This is a genomic window from Pedobacter sp. UC225_65, from assembly GCF_042698365.1.
Lineage (GTDB): Bacteria > Bacteroidota > Bacteroidia > Sphingobacteriales > Sphingobacteriaceae > Pedobacter.
On sequence record NZ_CP170550.1, the window covers coordinates 4,274,445 to 4,294,807 of the forward strand.

Sequence of the window (20,363 nt, forward strand, 5' to 3'; positions counted from 1 at the left end):
TAGAAAACTTAGTAGAACTGATGATAGGTCTTGTACATTAGCCATATGGCAAAGGCAATGATGATAATGCCCGCAATCTTATTCAACTTCTTCAAGGCATCTTCTTTAATGCGATAACGCAGTTTGCTGGAGTAATAGCTTTTTAAGCCATCTATGGTCAATTGGGTGGCCATGGCAATAAAAAAACAGAAAAGTTTCTCATCCAAAGAATTGAGTTTGGCCGAGATGATCCCGCTTACAATGATCCAGAACATGAGGGTAGAAGGGGTTAGAATACACATCAAGAACCCTTTGAGCAAGTAGCCCCGTTTACTCACTTTGATGATGGCATTCTCTTCGTATTTGATGGAAACTTTAGAATAGAGGTAATAGACTCCAACAGCGAATAAGAACAAGCCGCCAATAATGCCTACATACTTATCAAAACTTTCTTGATAAACTAAGAATTGGCTTCCATAAAGTACCAGTCCGATCAAAATAACATCGCTGATTATTACGCCAACTGCTAATGAAAAACCGGCTTTAAATCCTTTTTCAATACTGGTCTTTATCATTGCGAAAAAAACAGGACCAGTTAAGAATGAGGAAATTAGCCCAGCTCCCATACCCAATAAAATCGCTTCAAACATTAGCCTATCATATATTTTATGCTAATATGCGATTTTTAAAGCTAAAATCTGAGCTTTTTCGTTCCGAATTTTGATTGTAAACCATTATGGAGTTAATTATAATATGATGTTAACATCTCCAAAACAATTCTTTTCTTTTGTGTATAAATTACACTTTAGTAAGCAATAAATTTTATTTATGTTTAACAAACTAAATATTAAATAGCCTAAACCTTAAACTCTAAATCCAAAAATGGAACAACAAACACAAACGAAATGGGGACAGTTTATTCCCTTGGTTACGGTCTTCTTCTTTTGGGGCTTCGTAGCTGCAAGTAACGACATCCTTATTCCGGTATTTAAAGAAGCATTTCACTTAACGCAAAGTGAAAGTCAATTGGTATCTATAGCCTTTTATGTAGCCTATACTGTAGGGTCTTTGATCTATATGGGCATCTCTTTATTGATGGGGAAAGATTTGATCAATAGGATTGGTTATAAAAACGGATTGGCACTAGGTCTTGTAATTTCAGCAATTGGAACTTTATTGTTTTATCCAGCAGCAAATACAGGTTCATTTACATTGATGTTGTCTGGTCTGTTTATTGTTGCATTAGGGTTTTCGTTACAGCAAACCGTAGCAAACCCATTGGCCATTGCATTGGGACCGATCAGTACAGGTTCACAACGTCTAACATTGGCAGGAGGTATTAACAACTTCGGAACCACCATTGGTCCATTGATTGTTAGTTTTGCCATTTTTGGAGCAAGTACCAGCAGTACAGGTAGCATCAGTATAGAAAGTGTTAAGATCCTTATCTGATTTTAGGAGCTGCTTTCTTAGCAGTAGCTATATTCTTAAAATTATCTCCTCTACCTGATAGACCAGCATTGGTTGAAGCATCGGCTGAAGATGATAAATCAATCAAAGGTTCAGCACTGAAATACCCACAATTGGTATTGGGTATGGTGGCTATTTTTGTTTATGTAGGTGTAGAGGTTTCTACGGCCAGTAACTTACCTGCTTATATGGAGAAGGACTTAGGTTTCGCAATTAAAGATGTTGCACCTTATATTTCATTGTATTGGGCAAGTATGATGATTGGTAGATGGACAGGTGCTGTTGAAGCATTTACCGATAAGATCAACCTGCAAAAAATATTGAGATGGGTAGCTCCATATCTAGCTTTTGCTATCTTCTTAGGTGTAAATGCCATTGCTAAACATGATTTGGCACCATTTTATATCTATGCATTGATTATTTTGGTATTGATCATTGCCGATGTAATGAGTAAAGGTAATCCTGCTAGAATGTTGTTGATCTTCTCTGGTATCGGGATTTTGGCTTTATTGATCGGTATGTTAACTACTGGAATGGTAAGTGTATATGCATTTACGAGTGTAGGTTTGTTCTGTAGTACTTTATGGCCATGTATCTTTACCTTAGCGGTAAGTGGTTTAGGTAAAAATACCAGTCAAGGTAGTAGCTTCTTGATCATGATGATCATGGGTGGTGGTATCATCAGCTGGATCCAAGGTTATGTTTCTGAATTTACAGGTATCCAATATAGTTATGTAGTAGGTATATTGTGTTTTGCCTATTTAGCTTATTACGCTTGGAAAGTGAGCGGAATACTTAAAAAACAAGGAATTAATTTTGACACCAAAGTTTCTGGTGGGCATTAATTGAAATCATATTTTGAAAAGCCTTCCTCTAAAAGGGAAGGCTTTTTTATGTGCGTACATTTTTTATTAGTACTTGAAACAATTTTTATTTTGCATATTTAGCAACTGAAAAACAAAACTAAACACAATGACCACATCAACACCTACCCCAAAAAGCAGTTTTTTTCGCCAGATGGCGATCATCAGTATGCTTTTTTTTGTATTCGGATTTGTGACCTGGCTTAATGGTACACTGATCCCATTTCTTCAAATTGCCTGCGACCTTAAAGAAACCCAAGCATTATTGGTGACATTTGCCTTTTACATGGCCTACTTCTTTTTGGCAATTCCATCATCTGCTATCCTTAAAAAAACAGGATTTAAAAATGGAATGGCGCTAGGATTGTTTGTAATGGCGATTGGTTCTTTGATCTTTATTCCAGCCGCACAACAACGTGCATTCGGATTGTTTTTAACTGGTTTATTTGTGCAGGGTGCAGGATTGGCACTTTTACAAACCGCCTCAAACCCTTATGCGGCAATTATTGGCCCAATAGAAAGTGCAGCTCAACGTATCAGTATCTTGGGGATCTGTAATAAGATCGCTGGCGCCATCAGTCCCTTGATCTTAAGTGCCATTGTACTTAAAAATGCCACCGCTATTGAAGAAAAGATTAAAGTTGCCGTTTCTGCAACAGATAAGGCACAATTGTTAGACGAGTTGGCAAGCAAGGTAATTACACCTTATGTAATTATGGCTGTTGTACTGATGGTTTTGGCTTTTTTGATTAAAAAATCATCACTTCCAGAAATAGATACTGATAAAGAAGATTCGGTAGATGGTGTTGAAACTGCACATAAATCTTCAGTATTAAGCCACCCACATTTGGTGCTAGGGGTAATCTGCTTATTCCTATATGTTGGCGTAGAAGTAATGGCTGGCGATGTAATTGGTAATTATGGTAGGGCAATGGGCATGAGTTTAGATACGACTAAATACTTTACCACATTTACCTTGATATCGATGTTGTTGGGGTATGTAATAGGCATTTTTACCATTCCAAAATACATCAGTCAACAAACGAGTTTAAAATTGGCTGCTATATTGGGTCTGGTATTTACTTTGGGCACCTATTTTACAGAAGGTTATACTTCGGTAACTTTCATCGCCTTATTAGGATTGGCCAATGCGCCGATGTGGCCAGCCATATTTCCGTTAGCAATCAATAAGTTGGGTAGGTTTACCAAAATTGGATCGGCCTTATTGGTAATGGGAATTGCAGGTGGCGCCATTTTACCACAGATCTATGCTCAATTGAAATCACAATTACACTTGGCCAATAACCTTGCGTTTTTAATATGTATGTTGCCATGTTATGCCTATATTTTATATTATGCAATGGCAGGTTATAAAGCTGGACTAAAAAAATAATGAAACCTTCTTTCCATAAAATTTTCATGAATCTGGCATCAGATTTAGCTGGGCGTTCGCATTGTGTACGTGCGCATGTGGGTGCTGTATTGACAAAAGATACCCGTATCATCTCTATCGGTTACAATGGCCCGCCTGCAGGCAAACATAATTGCGATGAGGAATGGCCAGAAGTAGGTTGTGCCAGAGATAGCAAGGGCAGCTGTTCATTAGCCTTACATGCAGAAGAGAATGCCATTTTATATGCCATCAAAAATGGGTCTAAAATTGAAGGTTCAACCCTGTACACTACACTGTCGCCTTGTATTGCTTGTGCCCGATTGATCCTGTCGTCAGGTATCAAGAAAGTGTATTTCAAAGATTCTTATGCCGCCTATAAAGGTTTGGCGAGTGATGAAGGAGTTGATTTCTTGGTCCGCTTTGGCGTAAAGGTGCAGCAGCATAGTTTAGATGACTAGTTTGTTGGTTCATTGGTTCATTGGGTCAATGGTTCATTTGGTGAATGGGAAATAGTAAATAGGCATTGAAACCGATAACCTAATACAGAGGTTAAATTTTCTGTTTCTAACTTCACACTCCTGACTTTGGGCTCCAATCTCTAGACTTCCGACTTTCAATTTTTTACTTTAGTCTTTCAGCTTTAATCGCTATCTTTGCCCATGCTAGAAAAAATCATCATTCTCGATTTTGGTTCGCAGTTTACTCAGCTTATTGCCCGTCGCGTTCGCGAACTTAATGTTTACTGCGAAATCCATCCATTTAATCACATTCCTGAATTAGATTCAACCGTAAAAGGAGTTATTTTATCAGGTAGTCCTTATTCTGTTCGTCAAGAAGACGCACCTTATGTAGACCTGAGCTTGTTTAAAGCTTATCCACTATTGGCTGTTTGTTATGGCGCACAATTTATTGCACAACAAAGTGGGGGAGATGTGCAGGCATCATCAACAAGAGAGTATGGTAGAGCAAATCTAAACTTCGTCAACAACGGAAATAAATTATTTAAAGGTATCAATATCGATTCGCAAGTGTGGATGAGCCATGGAGATACCATTACCAAAGTGCCTGATAATTTTGAGATCATTGCCAGTACGGCAGAAGTAAAGGTGGCAGGATATCAAGTTAAGGATACCAATACCTATGCAATCCAATTCCACCCAGAAGTAACCCACAGTACTGACGGTAAACAGTTATTGGAAAACTTTTTGGTAGACATCTGTAACTGCAGCCAAGACTGGACGGCTGATGCATTTGTAGAAACCACCATTGCGGCCTTAAAAGAAAAATTAGGGAACGATAAGGTAGTTTTAGGCTTATCAGGAGGGGTAGATTCGAGTGTTGCAGCTATCTTATTGCACAAAGCCATTGGCACAAACTTACACTGTATCTTTGTAGACAATGGTCTGCTTAGAAAAGATGAGTTCGAAAGCGTATTGGAACAATACAAACACATGGGCCTAAACATAAGAGGTGTTGATGCCAAAGAACGTTTCTTAAGCCAACTGGCAGGCGTTAAAGACCCGGAGTTGAAACGTAAGGCTATCGGTAGGGTTTTTATCGAAGTTTTTGATGATGCCGCCCATGATGTTAAAGATGTAGTTTGGTTAGCTCAGGGTACCATCTATCCTGATATCATCGAATCAGTGTCTGTTAAAGGACCTTCGGCAACCATCAAATCACATCATAATGTAGGTGGTCTGCCAGATTTTATGAAACTAAAAATCGTTGAACCATTAAATACTTTGTTTAAAGATGAAGTAAGAAGAGTGGGTAAAACTTTAGGCATAGAAAGCTTTATTTTAGGTCGTCACCCTTTCCCTGGTCCAGGTTTGGCCATTAGGTACTTGGGCGATGTAACGCCTGAAAAAGTAGCCATCTTACAAGAAGCAGACGCAATCTATATCAATAACTTAAAAGAAGCAGGCTTATATGATAAAGTGTGGCAGGCCGGTGCCATTTTCCTTCCAGTTCAATCTGTTGGGGTAATGGGCGATGAGCGTACCTACGAAAATGTAATCTGCTTACGTGCGGTAGAATCTGTAGATGGAATGACTGCAGATTGGTGCCATTTACCTTATAACGTGCTCGCAAAAATTTCTAATGAAATTATCAATAAAGTAAAAGGAATTAACCGAGTTGTGTATGATATCAGTTCAAAACCACCAGCAACTATTGAGTGGGAATAAATATTGGATAATTATTTGCCTGATAGGTTTATTTGCTAGTTGTAGCCCTAAAGTGGTTCCGCCAGTAAGTAAACCTGTTAAGGAGGTAAAAAAAGAAGCCAAAGAAGAAAAAGTAGTCAAGAAATTTACTGAAGCAGGCATTTCCTTATTGGTTCCTTTTAAATTGAACCAACTTGACCTGAATACGGCCAATAAAGTACAATTAGAACGTGCAGATATGGCCATAGATTTTTATCAAGGGGTAAAACTAGGGATAGATTCTGCAGCAACTTTTGGCCTGAATTTTAAGCTTAATGTATTTGATACCAAAGATGAGAATAGCCAATTGTCTACGCTATTTAAAAAAGAAGGTTTAAAGAACAGTAACTTGATCATTGGCCCTGTTTTTCCAGATGGCGTTAAATACATGACCAATTATGCCATAGAAAATGATGTGGCAGTGGTGTCGCCTTTGGCTGCCTCAAAACCTAGCGATTTTAATAATCCTAAGCTGATCTCTATTGTCAATAACATTGATCAACATGCCATAAAGATTGCCGATTATATTGCCCGACATTACCAAAGTAACACGGCCATTGTCGTATTGATCAATCCTAAGAAATCGGCCGACGAACAATTTGCAGCACCTTTAAGAGATCGTTTCAAACAAAACCATCCTTCGTTCGTTGTGCAGGAGTTTACCTCTGCCTATGCCTTTGAAACGAGGATGATCAAAGGGAAAAAATATGCTTTGGTCGATCTGTTCGTCTGAAACAGGTTTTGTAACTCCTAGTATCGATAAAATATTTAAACTGAAAAACCTGAAGACTGGAGGATATGACATCAGCCTTTTTGGCCATCCGAATTGGTTGAAACAGAACTATAATGTAGATCAGTTACAAGACCTGAATACCATTGTAAGTACATCGTATAGGGTAGATTATAAAAGTACTGCCGTTGTCAATTTTATTAAGCAGTACCGTTCTGAATTTAATTTCGAACCTAGTGAGTATTCATTTAAAGGATTTGACATCGGTTTTTATTTTGGAAGATTATTGGCCAAACATGGCGAGAAATATCTTGATTACTTAACCAAAGAAAAATACAAAGGTCTACACAATTCTTTTGATTTTGGCTTTGATCCTCGATATGGTTATTTTAATAAAGACTTGATGTTGTTACAGTATAAAAACCTTACCTTAAATCTAGTTGATTAACCTTCCAAAAAATACCAAGTATGAGAGTAGAACACCAGATCCGTGCATTTGAACAGTTATTTGCGAGTTACAATGGTGTGTTGCCCTTACACAGGCATTTGGTGGGTTATTTTAAGCAACACAAACAAATGGGCTCATCTGACCGTAGATGGGCTACAAGGTATATCTACAGTTTTTTTAGGTTAGGTAAGGCGCTAAGCAAACTGGATAATTTAAAAAGATTGGCCATTGCCGATTTTTTATGTAATGAAACCCCCAGTTTGGTGGTAGCAGAGTATCTGCCAGCATTGGCCGAAAAAATCAACCTTCCTGTTCAAGAAAAAATAGAACTGATCAAAAGTGCATATCCGGCCTTTAAACTGGAGGATGTTTTTGCTTTCAATGTTCCACTTTCTGAAAGTATCAATGCCGAAGATTTTTATCGCTCTTCTTTTATACAGCCTGATCTGTTTATACGGGTAAAAGAAACCCATATCCAAGCGGTCATCAATCAGCTACAGGCCAATAATGTAATGGTTAAAGAAGTTTCGGACACTACGCTTGCCTTGCCAAATGGTACAAAGTTAGAACAAGTGATCAACGATCCGAGGCTTTATCAAATACAGGACTTCTCTTCGCAAAAAACAGGCAACTATTTTGAACCAAACAAATACGATTATTGGTGGGACTGTTGTGCCGCATCTGGTGGGAAATCGCTTTTGCTACATGATTTAGAACCAAAAATAGAACTGTTGGTGAGTGATGTGAGGGAAAATAGTCTATTGAACCTACAGGAGCGTTTCCAGTTGGCTGGGATTAAAAAATACCATCAAAAGGTAATGGACCTTTTGCAGAACAATGATCAGATCCTTCACCATTATGAATTTGATGGGATTTTATTGGATGCACCCTGCTCTGGGTCTGGTACATGGGGGCGTACACCAGAAATGCTCTATTATTTCGAGAAATACAAAATCGAGAATTACGTCAAACTACAAAAGGCAATCGCCGAAAACGTAATCAAATACCTTAAAAAAGATAAACCGTTGATCTACATGACCTGTTCTGTGTTTAAAGCAGAAAATGAGGATGTAGTGAATTACCTCACATCAAATTTTGACCTGAAATTAGAGAAGATGGAATTGATCAAAGGTTATCAAGATAAAGCAGACAGCATGTTTGTGGCCCGCTTGATTAAGCAAAGTGGGACTAATGATGGAGCCAATGCCTGATCTTCTCTTTCAGATGCCTAATGGCTTCGAAGAAAATGGCAAGTACGCCAATAATTAAAGTAAATTGCTCAAAGTTGTTCATAACAAAGATTTACTAACTATAAGACCAATTTAAACAATAAATGTTACAAACCTGTATTTGTACGGAAAAGTTTAATGGCAATAGCTAAAAGGATGATCCAAAGGCCTTTCTTAAAATGTTCAATCCCGTTTTTCCAAAAAGCTTTTCTAAACGGTTGGTATTTTTCAATACAAAATAAACAAACAGCATATTTAAGATAATACCCACAATAATGTTCTGGGTGGCATACTCCGTTTTTAACGAAAGCAGAGTGGTCATGGTTCCTGCTCCTGCAATTAATGGAAAAGCCAGTGGAACAATGGAAACCGTTTCCGGAGCCTCGTCTTTGAATAAGGTCAACCCCAATACCATCTCCATTGCAATGGCAAAGATCACAAATGAACCTGCAATAGCAAATGAGGCTACGTCAACACCAATTACACCTAATAATGTTTTTCCAGCAAACAAAAATATGATCATGAGTGCGGTGGCCACAATAGCCGCCTTTTCTGATTGGATGTGCCCTGCTTTTTTACGCAATTCGATTACGATAGGGATGGAGCCTAAAATATCGATAATGGCAAATAAAACCATTGTGGTAGAGAGGATTTGGCTAAAGTTGAACTCCATGGCGTATAATTTGAGATGATCAATGACAAAGGTAAGGGTTTAACCAATATAAAGGATAAATTGTATGTAAACAAAAAAGCCGCCAGTTGTTAAACTGACGGCTTCTATAAAAAGTTATGGGTTATTTTGGCTCGACGTTATTAGCCGTTGCAATTTTATAACCATAAATGATCAAATGGAGTACAGCAAAGCCTAATGAGAAATAATATAGGCCAAAATCAGCTTGTACGGTTGCATCAAGTGCAGTTGCTTCTAAAGATAAATGGTGGTGTAAAATGGCCACTACAATCAATAAGGCAGCTAATGCCAAACCGATATAAGATACGGTTTTGGTACTTTTTACCATAGTCGCTTTGATGTTGTCAGAAAGTAAACTGTTTCTAATTCCGTAGAATAAGTACACGTTGATACCAATGATGATCCATACCAATAAACGAACCCAAGTATCAAGAGGTAAGAATACCATCATACCTAAACAAACCAATACACCTAAGATCGGAATCAAAGGAACCAAAGGTACTTTGAATGCTCTAGGTAGGTCTGGCATACGTTTTCTCAAGATTATGATACCGATACATACCAAAATAAAGGCAAACAATGTTCCGATACTTGTCATCTCACCCACCACACGTGCAGGTACAAATGCAGCAAATAAACTTACGAACACCATAAACAATAGATTGCTTTTTGCTGGTGTGCTGTATTTTGGATGTACGTTTGAGAATACTTTTGGCAATAGACCATCTTTACTCATAGAGAAGAATACCCTTGATTGGCCCATTAACATTACCAAGATCACAGAAGCATAACCACCTAAGATTGCTAGGATGATCGCTTTGTTTAACCATGGATAAGCAGGGGCAACAATACCAGTAGCCGCATCTTTAACGCCCATATTGTCGATAGCTACAGCAACTGGAGCAATACCATCTTGACCTTTAAACATCTCATAATTTGCAACACCTGTCATTACGTGGGCAAATAAGATATATAGAATGGTACAGATAAATAAAGAAACCAAGATACCGATAGGCATATCTTTCTTAGGGTTTTTAGCTTCCTGAGCAGCAGTAGATACTGCATCAAAACCAATGTAGGCAAAGAAAACAATACCAGCAGCCCTGATGATACCAGAAATACCGTATTCTCCAAATTTACCAGTGTTGTTAGGGATATAAGGTGTATAGTTTTCTGAATTGATATATTTCCATCCCAAGAAGATGAAGATCATTACAATTACCACTTTAACAGCTACAATGATACCATTGATTACTGCAGATTCTTTTGTGCCTTTGATCAAGATCAACGACATCAATACCACAATAAATACAGCAGGTAAGTTGAACATACCTGATACGATTGTTCCGTCGGCCAAGGTTGCAGTGTCAAATGGTGACATTACGACTTGGGCAGGGAGGTGTATGTCAAAGTATTGGAGGAACTTGACCAGATATCGGCTCCAGCTAATGGAAACCGTTGCAGCACCTACTGCGTACTCTAATACCAAATCCCAGCCAATGATCCATGCCACAAACTCGCCCATGGTGGCATAAGAATAGGTATACGCACTACCAGCAACAGGATGATGGAAGCGAACTCTGCATAGCATAAGCCAGCAAAAGCACAACCAACAGCTGCGATAATGAATGAAATTGTAATCGCAGGTCCGGCATTGTTTGCTGCCGCAGAGCCTGTGATAGAGAATAACCCAGCACCAATAATGGCACCAATACCCAAAGCTACCAGATTTACTGGGCCAAGGGTTCTCTTGAGTGTACCTTCTCCGCTCTCTTCTGCTTCTTTTGTAAGTAAGTCAATCGACTTTCTAAAATTCATAGTTTAAGGTTTAGTTTAAGTGTTTCGATAAGTTTTCAGATTTATTAAAATATACAGGTTCAAACCTAAATAAAAATAATGTAAAAATAAAGGGGATTTTTGCTCAAAACCCCCTTTATTTAGTAACATTTATGATTTAACTAACGTTTGATCAACGTGTCGATTTCATTTTTAATGGTTTCTGTCTTTTCGTTACCCAAAGAATCAACTGTTTTTTGGATGCGTACCTCTTTGATTACCTCTGTAGTAGGTTTGATGTCGGTTGCACTAATGGCGATATATGGCGCAATGACCAATGAAACGATAGACATCAACTTGATCAAAATGTTCATCGAAGGACCAGAAGTATCTTTGAATGGATCACCCACCGTATCTCCAGTTACAGAAGCTTTATGTGGTTCTGATTTTTTGTAGAACATCTCTCCATTGATTTTCACTCCTTTTTCGAATGACTTTTTAGCATTGTCCCACGCACCACCGGCGTTAGATTGGAAAATACCCATCAATACGCCAGACACGGTAACACCTGCCAATAGACCGCCTAATATTTCGGCAGAACTCACAGCCGGGAAAACACCTTTAAAACCGAAACCAACAATGATTGGAACCAATAAAGCAATTGCACCTGGCAACATCATTTCGCGAATAGATGCTTTGGTAGATATCGCCACACATTTTTCGTATTCTGGTTTGGCTTTGTATTCCATAATTCCAGGGATTTCGCGGAATTGGCGACGAACTTCTTGCACCATATCCATGGCCGCTTTACCAACAGCTGCAATACAAAGTGCAGAGAAGATGAAAGGAATCATCGCACCAACAAATAGGCCTGCCAATACAGGTGCTTTATAAATGTCAATTGCACTAATGCCTGCAACACCTACAAAGGCAGCAAATAATGCTAATGAAGTTAAGGCAGCTGAGGCAATGGCAAATCCTTTACCTGTGGCAGCCGTAGTGTTACCCACAGCATCTAAATTGTCTGTACGTTCACGAACTTCTGGAGGTAATTGGCTCATTTCTGCAATACCACCAGCATTATCAGCAATAGGACCGAAAGCGTCAATGGCTAACTGCATTGCTGTTGTTGCCATCATTCCGGCAGCTGCAATTGCAACTCCATAAAGACCAGCAAATGAATAGGAACAGATAATACCACCAGCTAAAACCAAGATAGGAGCAACGGTAGATTTCATCCCTACAGAAAGACCACCAATGATATTAGTTGCGTGACCAGTACCAGACTGTTGAATGATCGAATTAACAGGACCTTTGCCCATTGCGGTATAATACTCGGTAATGATACTCATCAACGTACCTACCACTAGGCCAACAATGATCGCAAAAAAGACATCCATGCTTGTAAAATCAACACCTCTTAAATGTAGTGTAGCTGGTAATACCGCTTTTACAATAAAGAAAGAAGCAACACCTGTCAATACAATAGAGCTCCAGTTTCCAAGATTTAAAGCAGTTTGTACATTTGAATCTTCGCCTTTGATACGAACGAACCAAGTTCCAACAATAGAAAATATAATTCCTAAACCACAGATCACCATTGGCAATAGCACAGGTGAAAAACCACCTAATCCATCAGCATATACGCCATTTATTTTTTCAACGATAATTTCTTGTCCCAAAACCATGGTAGCTAGGATGGTTGCTACGTACGAACCGAATAGATCGGCGCCCATACCGGCAACATCACCTACGTTATCGCCTACGTTATCTGCAATGGTTGCAGGATTACGCACATCATCTTCTGGAATACCAGCTTCAACCTTACCTACAAGATCGGCGCCAACATCGGCTGCTTTGGTATAGATACCTCCACCAACACGGGCAAATAAGGCAATAGATTCAGCTCCTAAAGAAAATCCAGTTAGTACTTCAATGGCGGTTCTCATTTCAGCACTGTTTGGCGCAATTACGTGGAATATTTGTAAGAAAACGATGAAAAGTCCACCTAAACCAAGTACTGCTAAACCAGCAACACCTAATCCCATTACAGTTCCACCAGTAAAACTTACTTTTAATGCTTGTTTTAAACTGGTTCTTGCAGCTTGGGTAGTACGCACATTCGCTTTGGTAGCTGCTTTCATGCCAATGTAGCCTGCAAAAGCAGAAAAAACTGCTCCAATAACAAATGCAACAGCAATGATCAGCTCGAATGCATTGGAACGCCATTGATTTCGTGAATTGAACCAGAATACGCTAAGAGCGCTGCTGTAAATACAACGAAAATACTGAGTACTTTCCATTCTGCTTTTAAAAAGGCCATTGCACCATCGGCAATGTAACCTGCAAGCTCTTGCATATTGGCATCACCTGCATCTTGTCTGTTTACCCACGCACTTTTCACGGCCATGACCAGGATACCGATCAGACCCAATAGAGGGATGGAATAGATTAAATTGTCTCGTAGAAAATCCATAGTTTAATTTTATGTTTTTGGTTGTTTAGTTGTGAAATAAAAATAATACAAGGGTTGCAAAAATAAGCGTGTTTAGCTAATAACCAAATTTTTATGAAAATGATTGTTAACATTTTTTCTTTTTGAGTAATAATCTGGTTGTGTTAACGTTTGCCATTATTTTTTTTACAGTTTTTTCATATATATTAGCCTAATATAAAACTAAAAAAACCAAACAACACAAACTAAAAATGGAAAACCAAAAAGAAGAAGGTTCTTTTAAAAGAGAACTCGGCCTGTTTGATGGCACAATGCTGGTCGTAGGCTCAATGATCGGGTCGGGTATATTTATTGTAAGTGCAGATATTACCCGTCAGGTAGGTTCTGCTGGTTGGTTCATTTTTATCTGGGTATTAACCGCTGTGATCACCATGGTAGCTGCAGTAAGTTATGGCGAATTAAGTGCCATGTTTCCAAAAGCAGGTGGTCAATATGTTTACCTTAAAGAAGCCTATAATAAACTAATTGCATTTTTATACGGTTGGAGTTTCTTTGCGGTGATCCAAACCGGTACGATCGCGGCCGTTGGTGTGGCCTTTTCTAAATTTGCCGCCTATTTGTACGAACCTGTTAGTGATAAGAATATCCTGTACGAAGTGGGTTCATTTCAATTGAATGCGGCACAGCTTGTTTCTATTGTTACCATTATCTTATTAACATATATCAATAGTAGAGGTGTTAAAAATGGGAAGATGTTGCAAACGTTTTTAACCATCATTAAAATATTGTCTCTTTTTGGCTTAATTATCTTTGGATTAACCTTGGCAGCAAAAGCTGAAGTTTGGAATGCCAACTGGACCAATGCATGGGATTCAAAAATGTTTGATACAGGCTCATCTTCGTGGGTAAGTATCAGTGGTACGGCCTTATTGTCTGGTATCGCAGCTGCCATGGTTGGTTCTTTGTTTAGTAGCGATGCCTGGAATGGGGTAACCTTTATTGCAGGAGAAATTAAAAATCCACAGCGTAATGTGGGTTTAAGTTTATTCTTGGGTACACTGATTGTAAGTGTAATCTATATATTGGCCAACGTAATGTATGTGGCTGTGCTTCCCTTGAATGAAATTGCCAGTGCGCCATCTGATCGTGTTGCAGTTGCGGCAGCCCAATATATCTTTGGCAATACAGGGACGATTATTATTGCGGTAATGATGATCATCTCTACTTTTGCCTGTAACAATGGATTGATCATGGCGGGTGCCAGGGTTTATTATACCATGGCAAAAGATGGTCTGTTCTTTAAAAAGGCAAGTCATCTTAATAGGTTCGATGTGCCGGCTTGGGCTTTATGGGCACAAGGGGTCTGGGCTTCTTTGTTATGTTTAACTGGAAGATACAATGACCTGCTTGATTTTGTGATCATCATTGTATTGATATTCTACATCCTGACGATCTACGGTATTTTTATTTTAAGAAGAAAGATGCCAAATGCAGAACGTCCTTATAAAGCATTTGGTTATCCAGTACTGCCTTTCTTGTACATCATTGTGGCTTCTGCCATTTCTGTTGGACTTTTGATCACAAAAACAGCTACTTGTGGTTGGGGCGTATTGATCATGCTGATCGGTATCCCTGTTTATTACATGACCAAACCAACAAAAGACTAGGTTTAATCCTTAATAACTAATAGACAAAGGGCCGGCTTTCATTTGAGAACCGGCCCTTTTTGATTAAGATAGCAATGTAATTGAAGGCTGATGTATTCTGATTTATTAAGGAATTACAACTTGAACCAAAGTGTTTTTATGGGTGCCTACTGTACCATTGCCGACCTGTCCAATATCATCTGCACCAGATCCCCAAATGGTCTTGTCGGTTTTCATGAATAAAACATGGGCAAAACCAGCACTAAAATCAATAACATTGTCTGTAATTTTGATTAAACTAGATTGGTCTGTGTTGTTTCCGGTGGCTAATTGACCATAATTATTCCATCCGCAGGCCCAAAAACTGTTGTCGTTTTTCAGCAGAAAGATGTTATATCCTCTGATCCTACATCAACGGCTTTTACATTAGTTGTAATTTGAGTTAAAGTTCCACTGGTTGTTTTTGTGCCATTGCCCAACTGACCGCTGTCATTCAGTCCACAACTCCAAAGACTGTTGTCGTTTTTTAGGATCACGCTATGGAGAATTCCTGCCGCAATAGCTTTGGCATTGTCTGTAATTTTAACCAGTTTATTGTCACTGCTGCCACCAATACTACCAATTCCCAATTGTCCGGCGTTATTAGCCCCTGCCGCCCAAACTGTATTGTCTGTTTTCAGAAAAAGGGTATGGTTACCACCTATCGCTACACTTTTGATGTCTGTAGCTACTTGGATAAAGGTGGTTCTTGAATTGCCGGTAGGAGTTTCTCCCAACTCTCCGAAGGCATTGTCGCCAGTTGCCCAAAGTGTATTGTCAGTTTTAAGGATGAATGAGTAATAATAGCCTGCGTAAATTTCTTTTGTACCGGTAGCTACTTGTGTGTAAATGCTTTTATTGGTTTTAGTGCCATCGCCCAACTGTCCCGAAGTATTCAGTCCTGCTGCCCAAACTGTATTGTCGTTTTTCAGGATTAGGCTATGCTGGTAACCAGCCGAAACGGCTTTGACATTGTCTGCAACTTTGATCCAGCTATTAGAATTGGCGGTATTGCCACTGCCCAATTGGCCGAAATCATTATAGCCTACAGCCCATAACACACCATCTGGTTTCAATAGAAAACTATGTCCGCCACCAGCTTCAATTTTAATGTCGGCAGTTACCGGAGGTGGGGTTGGTATTTCTGGGTCGGTTTTTTCTTTTTTACAACTTGTAAAAATTATTCCTGCGCCTATCATTAAGATAAGGACAGTTTTAAAAAGATAATGTTTTTTCATGTCAATGAGGTTTATGTAGTTCTTAATTTGTAAAATGAAGGTAGGCTGCATCGGTATGTTGATCAGCATCTTATCGATGGATGTGTCTTTAAAATCGATGAACAGCTATCCTGATGCAGAATGGAGTGTTTGGTTTGGGCTGTATTGGCCAAAGATGCTATTCCAAACTAATTTCGTATTTTTGCAGCCAATGGGAACAGCATTAGATTCGGGAGTAAAAGGTTATAAGAACTACGGAATACATTTACGCGAAAAGTACAATGGACAGCGTGTGTTTAAGGTTATTGTGGATGGTGGATTTACCTGTCCCAATCGCGATGGAAGTAAAGGTTATGGAGGTTGTACCTATTGTAATGTAGATTCTTTTACACCAGAACCTTCCAGAAAACTGCCTACCATTAAAGAGCAGTTGGAAGAAGGGATGCGGAGAGCCAAAACTTCTTATAAGGCAGACAAGTTTATTGTTTATTTCCAACCTAATACCAATACCTATGCGCCAGTGCATTATTTAAAGATGATGTACGATGAAGCTTTATCTATCAATACCGAAGATGTGGTTGGTTTTGCAGTAGGTACAAGACCAGATTGTATCGATGCTGAAAAGGTAGCTTTGTTAGAAAGTTATACCGATCGTTTTGATGTGGATTTAGAAATGGGGATGGAATCGATCTATGATGAAACCCTTGACCAGATCAATAGAGGTTGCAGCCATGCAGAATTTGTTGAAGCCGTAAAACTTTTGGACAATACCAAGCTCGACCTTTGTGTGCATACCATTTTTGGATTTCCTTGGGAAACCAGAGAAATGATGTATGGTTATATCCACGAAATCAACCGTTTTCCACAGATCAAATTTGTGAAATTCCACCATTTGCATATCGTAGAAGGCTCGATCATGGGTGCCAAATACAAGAAAAATCCATTTAAGCTTTTTACTTTAGAAGAGTATACCGACTTGCTTTGCGAACTGATTCCGCTGTTAAGGCCGGATATTGTGATCCAGCGTTTGTTTGGTATTTCGGATTGGGACTTGCTGATTGCACCAAATTGGGGACTTAACAAGTCTTCTATCCAAACTTATATCGATAAAGAAATAGAAAGACGAGGAGTAGTTCAAGGTTCAAAATATTTATTGTAGATTTAGTTATCTAAACCTTACTAAATATATACCTGTGAAAACAATTGTTAAGCTAATCTTTGTAGTGGCTTTATGTCCTTTATTGGCCTATGCGCAAAATGATAAACTCGCTATTATTCCAAAACCTGAAAAATTAACCGTTGGTGTCGGAAGTTTCAATTGGAATTTTTCCACTCAGATTATCCTAAAAACTGGGGATAAAGATTTTGAGCCTGCACTTAATGAATTAAAAAGCATTTCAGCTTCATTAAAAACTAGTATACAAACCCCAAATTCGGTAACGCTTATTCAAGACCCATCAATTAGCGCTATGGAAGGTTATCAATTAATAGTAAAGCCTAATGCGATCACCATAAAAGTAGCGCAGGTTCAGGCGGCTTTTTGGGCTATTGCTACACTTAAACAATTGATGGGGCATACTTTTTTTAAGAACGGACAAAAAACAATTGCAGTGCCCTGTGTTACCATAACGGATCAACCAAAGTTTGCTTGGAGAGGTGTTCATTTAGATGTATCTAGACATTTTTTTGATTTAGCGTATTTACGTACCATGATAGATAGGATGGCTTATTATAAATTCAATAAGTTTCATCTGCATCTAACAGACGATCAAGGCTGGCGCATTGAAATCAAAAAATATCCAGAATTAACAGCAAAAGGAGCTTGGAGGACAATGAATGCACAAGATTCAAGTTGTATAGCGCTGTCTAAGACAAATCCAGATTATGCCATTCCAGAAAAACACTTTAAGGTAATTGATGGGAAAAGGATGTATGGTGGTTTTTATACACAAGAAGAAATGAAAGGATTGATTGGCTATGCTTTAAATAAAGGTATTGAGATTATTCCTGAAATAGATATGCCTGGCCATATGATGGCCGCTACTAATTTAATGCCCTGGTTAACAGCTAAGGGTAAGGGCGGACAAGCAAAAGATTTTTCGGAGCCATTATGTCCTTGTAAGGAAACTACCTTTGAATTTGCGGAAAATGTATTTGCAGAAATTGCCGCGCTTTTTCCGAGTAGATACATTCATTTAGGCGCCGATGAGGTAGAGAAAAGCAGTTGGAAGAATGTTCCTGAATGTGAAGCGTTGATGAAAAAAGAGGGACTGAAGAATATAGATGAGCTACAAAGCTATTTTGTGCATAGAATGGAGAAGTTTTTCAATAGCAAAGGCAAAAAGTTGATTGGTTGGGATGAAATATTGGATGGAGGATTGTCGTCAACGGCAACAATGATGTACTGGCGTTCTTGGGTTCCTGAAGCACCAAAAATGGCCGCCGAGAAAGGTAACCAAGTAATCATGACACCTGGCGAATATTGTTATTTTGATGCCCTTCAGGATGCTGGAACGTTAAAAAAAGTTTATGGTTTTAACCCTTTTAACTATAATTTAACAGCTGAAGAGAGAAAGTATATTATAGGAGTTCAGGCAAACATCTGGACAGAATATATACCTTCAGAGCGTAAACTAGAATATATGGTTTTTCCACGTTTACTTGCGCTGGCTGAAGTTGCATGGAGTGGTAATCAGTCGAATTGGAGTGGATTTGAACAAAGGTTAAAGGCACACTACCAATTGCTTGATTTGATGCAAGTCAATTACCGCATGCCAGATATTGAAGGATTTGCGGCACAAAGCGTTTTTGTGGATAAAGCAGTGCTTCAAGTGAAAAAACCTTATCGTGAGCTTACCCTGCGTTATACAACTGATGGCACATGGCCTACCCCAACATCTTCAGTACTACCCACTTCACTTACTATTACAAAGCCTATGCAGCTTAATATGGCGGCTTTTACTGGTCGCGGAACTAGAGGTGATGTTTATACCGTAAATTATAAAAAGAGCACCTATTTAAAAGCGCTTGATGTAAGCAACTTAAAAAAAGGGCTTAAATTTTATTATTATCCAAAGTTTTATAAATCGGTAACCCTGATCAATACAAAAGACCTAGCAAAAGAAGCCATAACAAATGCCATTGAGATACCTGTTGAAAACAAGGCGGGTAGTTTTGCTACAAAACATATGGGTTATTTTTATGCCAAAGAAACTGGGGTATATACTTTTGCATTGCGATCTGATGATGGCAGTGTGCTTAAAATAGCTAACCAACAATTGATCGATAATGACGGTATGCACTCTTCAAAAGAAATGGTAGCGCAAATTGCTTTACAAAAAGGTTATCATCCATTTGAGCTTCTCTTTATAGAAGGTGGTGGCGGGTATACCTTAAAATTGCAATATCAAACTCCAAAAGGCACATTAAAGGACATTGATGCCAATGTGCTTTTCCATTAGTGGTAAGTGCCAAAAAGCTCGATAGTTTTGCGCTTTCGGAACTCAAAAATTTCTTTTAGCCTGTTTTTTACCAGTAGGCCATGCGCCATTTGTCCAAAAATTCCCATAGGTAGGCCATAAGTTAAGATGTCCGTCATTTCAACGCCGTTTGGTATTGCTTTGAAATGGTGTTGATGGTGCCAGAACTTAAAAGGGCCAAATCGCTGTTCGTCAATAAAATACTGCTCGGGCTCAACTTGGGTAATCTCTGTCATCCAATTTAAATTGATACCGAATAGGGGAGATACCTTATAAGTAATGATCATGCCTGGATACATCTTTTGGGTGGGGTCAAAATCAGATGTAACCGTAAATGCCATGTGGTCTGGGGTGATTTTTGCCAAATTGTTTGGCGAGGAGAAGAAATCCCAAGCCTCTGCCAAAGAAATAGGAAAGGATTGTTTGAATAGTAGATGGTATGATTTCATGTCTATAAAGATAGGGAATAAGTTTTTGATAAGTTTTTATTGGATTTTTATATTTATTAGGTGTTTTTTGTGTTATTTTTTTTGATTTATCCTATATTTTTGTCTGTTTTTATGTTTTTCGTCTGTTATTATCATTTATAATGTGAATATTTTGTGTTTTTTAGTTTCGATTTGTTATTTTTAATGTAAAATCATGTTTTTATTTATGATAATTTAGTTATTTATTATTTTTTAGTTAAAATATTTTACATTTTTGATATTTTTTTGGTAAAATTTTGAATTTTTATATTTAGTT

The 20,363-nt window shown here is 38.4% G+C and carries 16 protein-coding genes and 3 pseudogenes; 11 read left to right on the top strand and 8 right to left on the bottom strand.

Annotated elements, in window-relative coordinates; translation table 11 throughout:
- Positions 1–8 precede the first annotated feature (8 nt).
- Positions 9–629, bottom strand: coding sequence for a LysE family translocator (locus tag ACFJIZ_RS22490; protein ID WP_379089368.1), 621 nt, complete (start codon positions 627–629; stop codon positions 9–11).
- A gap of 232 nt (positions 630–861) precedes the next feature.
- Between ACFJIZ_RS22490 and ACFJIZ_RS22495 the strand changes: the two genes are divergently transcribed.
- The 8 genes from ACFJIZ_RS22495 (at position 862) to ACFJIZ_RS22530 (ending at position 8,298) form a co-directional block, all read left to right on the top strand.
- Positions 862–1,431 carry an MFS transporter gene (locus ACFJIZ_RS22495; protein ID WP_379089371.1) on the top strand — a complete coding sequence of 190 codons (570 nt, stop codon included), beginning with the start codon at positions 862–864 and terminating at the stop codon, positions 1,429–1,431.
- Positions 1,432–1,499: 68 nt separating this feature from the next.
- Positions 1,500–2,294 (top strand): hypothetical protein, encoded by a 795-nt coding sequence (locus tag ACFJIZ_RS22500; protein WP_379089374.1) that lies wholly within the window; start codon positions 1,500–1,502, stop codon positions 2,292–2,294.
- Between the two features lie 127 nt (positions 2,295–2,421).
- Positions 2,422–3,705, top strand: coding sequence for a sugar MFS transporter (locus ACFJIZ_RS22505; RefSeq protein WP_379089377.1), 1,284 nt, complete (start codon positions 2,422–2,424; stop codon positions 3,703–3,705).
- Complete coding sequence (locus ACFJIZ_RS22510) at positions 3,705–4,163, top strand: deoxycytidylate deaminase (RefSeq protein ID WP_379089380.1); 459 nt, start codon at positions 3,705–3,707, stop codon at positions 4,161–4,163. Before ACFJIZ_RS22505 ends, ACFJIZ_RS22510 begins: the two co-directional genes overlap by 1 nt.
- A 201-nt stretch (positions 4,164–4,364) precedes the next feature.
- Positions 4,365–5,891 (top strand): glutamine-hydrolyzing GMP synthase, encoded by a 1,527-nt coding sequence (guaA, locus tag ACFJIZ_RS22515; RefSeq protein ID WP_379089383.1) that lies wholly within the window; start codon positions 4,365–4,367, stop codon positions 5,889–5,891.
- Positions 5,848–6,642, top strand: coding sequence for an ABC transporter substrate-binding protein (locus tag ACFJIZ_RS22520; protein WP_379089386.1), 795 nt, complete (start codon positions 5,848–5,850; stop codon positions 6,640–6,642). Before guaA ends, ACFJIZ_RS22520 begins: the two co-directional genes overlap by 44 nt.
- Positions 6,617–7,087 (top strand): hypothetical protein, encoded by a 471-nt coding sequence (locus ACFJIZ_RS22525; protein WP_379089389.1) that lies wholly within the window; start codon positions 6,617–6,619, stop codon positions 7,085–7,087. The genes ACFJIZ_RS22520 and ACFJIZ_RS22525 overlap by 26 nt, the downstream gene beginning before the upstream one ends.
- A 20-nt stretch (positions 7,088–7,107) precedes the next feature.
- Positions 7,108–8,298, top strand: coding sequence for an RsmB/NOP family class I SAM-dependent RNA methyltransferase (locus ACFJIZ_RS22530; RefSeq protein WP_379089391.1), 1,191 nt, complete (start codon positions 7,108–7,110; stop codon positions 8,296–8,298).
- 125 nt (positions 8,299–8,423) lie between these two features.
- Here the strand turns inward: ACFJIZ_RS22530 and ACFJIZ_RS22535 are convergent.
- The 4 genes and pseudogenes from ACFJIZ_RS22535 to ACFJIZ_RS22550 all read right to left on the bottom strand — a co-directional run bounded on the left by ACFJIZ_RS22535 (position 8,424) and on the right by ACFJIZ_RS22550 (position 13,259).
- Positions 8,424–8,989 (bottom strand): annotated as a pseudogene (locus ACFJIZ_RS22535) (MarC family protein).
- 121 nt (positions 8,990–9,110) lie between these two features.
- Positions 9,111–10,598: an amino acid permease gene (locus tag ACFJIZ_RS22540; RefSeq protein WP_379089394.1), complete on the bottom strand. Its 1,488-nt coding sequence runs from the start codon at positions 10,596–10,598 to the stop codon at positions 9,111–9,113.
- Complete coding sequence (locus ACFJIZ_RS22545; RefSeq protein WP_379089397.1) at positions 10,487–10,825, bottom strand: hypothetical protein; 339 nt, start codon at positions 10,823–10,825, stop codon at positions 10,487–10,489. Before ACFJIZ_RS22545 ends, ACFJIZ_RS22540 begins: the two co-directional genes overlap by 112 nt.
- A gap of 140 nt (positions 10,826–10,965) precedes the next feature.
- Positions 10,966–13,259: pseudogene (locus ACFJIZ_RS22550) on the bottom strand (sodium-translocating pyrophosphatase).
- A gap of 230 nt (positions 13,260–13,489) precedes the next feature.
- Between ACFJIZ_RS22550 and ACFJIZ_RS22555 the strand changes: the two are divergent.
- Positions 13,490–14,905, top strand: coding sequence for an APC family permease (locus ACFJIZ_RS22555; protein ID WP_379089400.1), 1,416 nt, complete (start codon positions 13,490–13,492; stop codon positions 14,903–14,905).
- Positions 14,906–15,133: 228 nt separating this feature from the next.
- Here the strand turns inward: ACFJIZ_RS22555 and ACFJIZ_RS22560 are convergent.
- Positions 15,134–15,289 (bottom strand): annotated as a pseudogene (locus tag ACFJIZ_RS22560) (hypothetical protein); the annotation flags it as partial.
- Positions 15,262–16,161: an RCC1 domain-containing protein gene (locus ACFJIZ_RS22565; RefSeq protein ID WP_379089403.1), complete on the bottom strand. Its 900-nt coding sequence runs from the start codon at positions 16,159–16,161 to the stop codon at positions 15,262–15,264. The pseudogene ACFJIZ_RS22560 and the gene ACFJIZ_RS22565, both read right to left, overlap by 28 nt.
- A gap of 190 nt (positions 16,162–16,351) precedes the next feature.
- Here ACFJIZ_RS22565 and ACFJIZ_RS22570 point away from each other — a divergent pair, with 190 nt between their 5' ends.
- On the top strand, positions 16,352–17,299 hold the full coding sequence (locus tag ACFJIZ_RS22570; protein ID WP_379094187.1) for a TIGR01212 family radical SAM protein: 948 nt from the start codon (positions 16,352–16,354) through the stop codon (positions 17,297–17,299).
- A 34-nt stretch (positions 17,300–17,333) separates the two neighbouring features.
- A complete protein-coding gene (locus ACFJIZ_RS22575) occupies positions 17,334–19,601 on the top strand; it encodes a family 20 glycosylhydrolase (protein WP_379089406.1) in 2,268 nt (755 codons plus the stop codon).
- Here ACFJIZ_RS22575 and ACFJIZ_RS22580 read toward each other — a convergent pair.
- A complete protein-coding gene (locus ACFJIZ_RS22580) occupies positions 19,598–20,068 on the bottom strand; it encodes a hypothetical protein (protein ID WP_379089408.1) in 471 nt (156 codons plus the stop codon). The two genes, ACFJIZ_RS22575 and ACFJIZ_RS22580, sit on opposite strands and share 4 nt — an antisense overlap.
- Positions 20,069–20,363: the final 295 nt, after the last annotated feature.

What these genes read in the sequence shown, in the direction of transcription:
- ACFJIZ_RS22490 (WP_379089368.1), bottom strand. Translation starts at nt 629, where the DNA reads ATGTTTGAAGCGATTTTATTGGGTATGGGAGCTGGGCTAATTTCCTCA.
- ACFJIZ_RS22495 (WP_379089371.1), top strand. Translation starts at nt 862, where the DNA reads ATGGAACAACAAACACAAACGAAATGGGGACAGTTTATTCCCTTGGTT.
- ACFJIZ_RS22505 (WP_379089377.1), top strand. Translation starts at nt 2,422, where the DNA reads ATGACCACATCAACACCTACCCCAAAAAGCAGTTTTTTTCGCCAGATG.
- ACFJIZ_RS22510 (WP_379089380.1), top strand. Translation starts at nt 3,705, where the DNA reads ATGAAACCTTCTTTCCATAAAATTTTCATGAATCTGGCATCAGATTTA.
- guaA (WP_379089383.1), top strand. Translation starts at nt 4,365, where the DNA reads ATGCTAGAAAAAATCATCATTCTCGATTTTGGTTCGCAGTTTACTCAG.
- ACFJIZ_RS22520 (WP_379089386.1), top strand. Translation starts at nt 5,848, where the DNA reads ATGATATCAGTTCAAAACCACCAGCAACTATTGAGTGGGAATAAATAT.
- ACFJIZ_RS22525 (WP_379089389.1), top strand. Translation starts at nt 6,617, where the DNA reads ATGCTTTGGTCGATCTGTTCGTCTGAAACAGGTTTTGTAACTCCTAGT.
- ACFJIZ_RS22530 (WP_379089391.1), top strand. Translation starts at nt 7,108, where the DNA reads ATGAGAGTAGAACACCAGATCCGTGCATTTGAACAGTTATTTGCGAGT.
- ACFJIZ_RS22540 (WP_379089394.1), bottom strand. Translation starts at nt 10,598, where the DNA reads ATGCTATGCAGAGTTCGCTTCCATCATCCTGTTGCTGGTAGTGCGTAT.
- ACFJIZ_RS22545 (WP_379089397.1), bottom strand. Translation starts at nt 10,825, where the DNA reads ATGAATTTTAGAAAGTCGATTGACTTACTTACAAAAGAAGCAGAAGAG.
- ACFJIZ_RS22555 (WP_379089400.1), top strand. Translation starts at nt 13,490, where the DNA reads ATGGAAAACCAAAAAGAAGAAGGTTCTTTTAAAAGAGAACTCGGCCTG.
- ACFJIZ_RS22565 (WP_379089403.1), bottom strand. Translation starts at nt 16,161, where the DNA reads ATGAAAAAACATTATCTTTTTAAAACTGTCCTTATCTTAATGATAGGC.
- ACFJIZ_RS22570 (WP_379094187.1), top strand. Translation starts at nt 16,352, where the DNA reads ATGGGAACAGCATTAGATTCGGGAGTAAAAGGTTATAAGAACTACGGA.
- ACFJIZ_RS22580 (WP_379089408.1), bottom strand. Translation starts at nt 20,068, where the DNA reads ATGAAATCATACCATCTACTATTCAAACAATCCTTTCCTATTTCTTTG.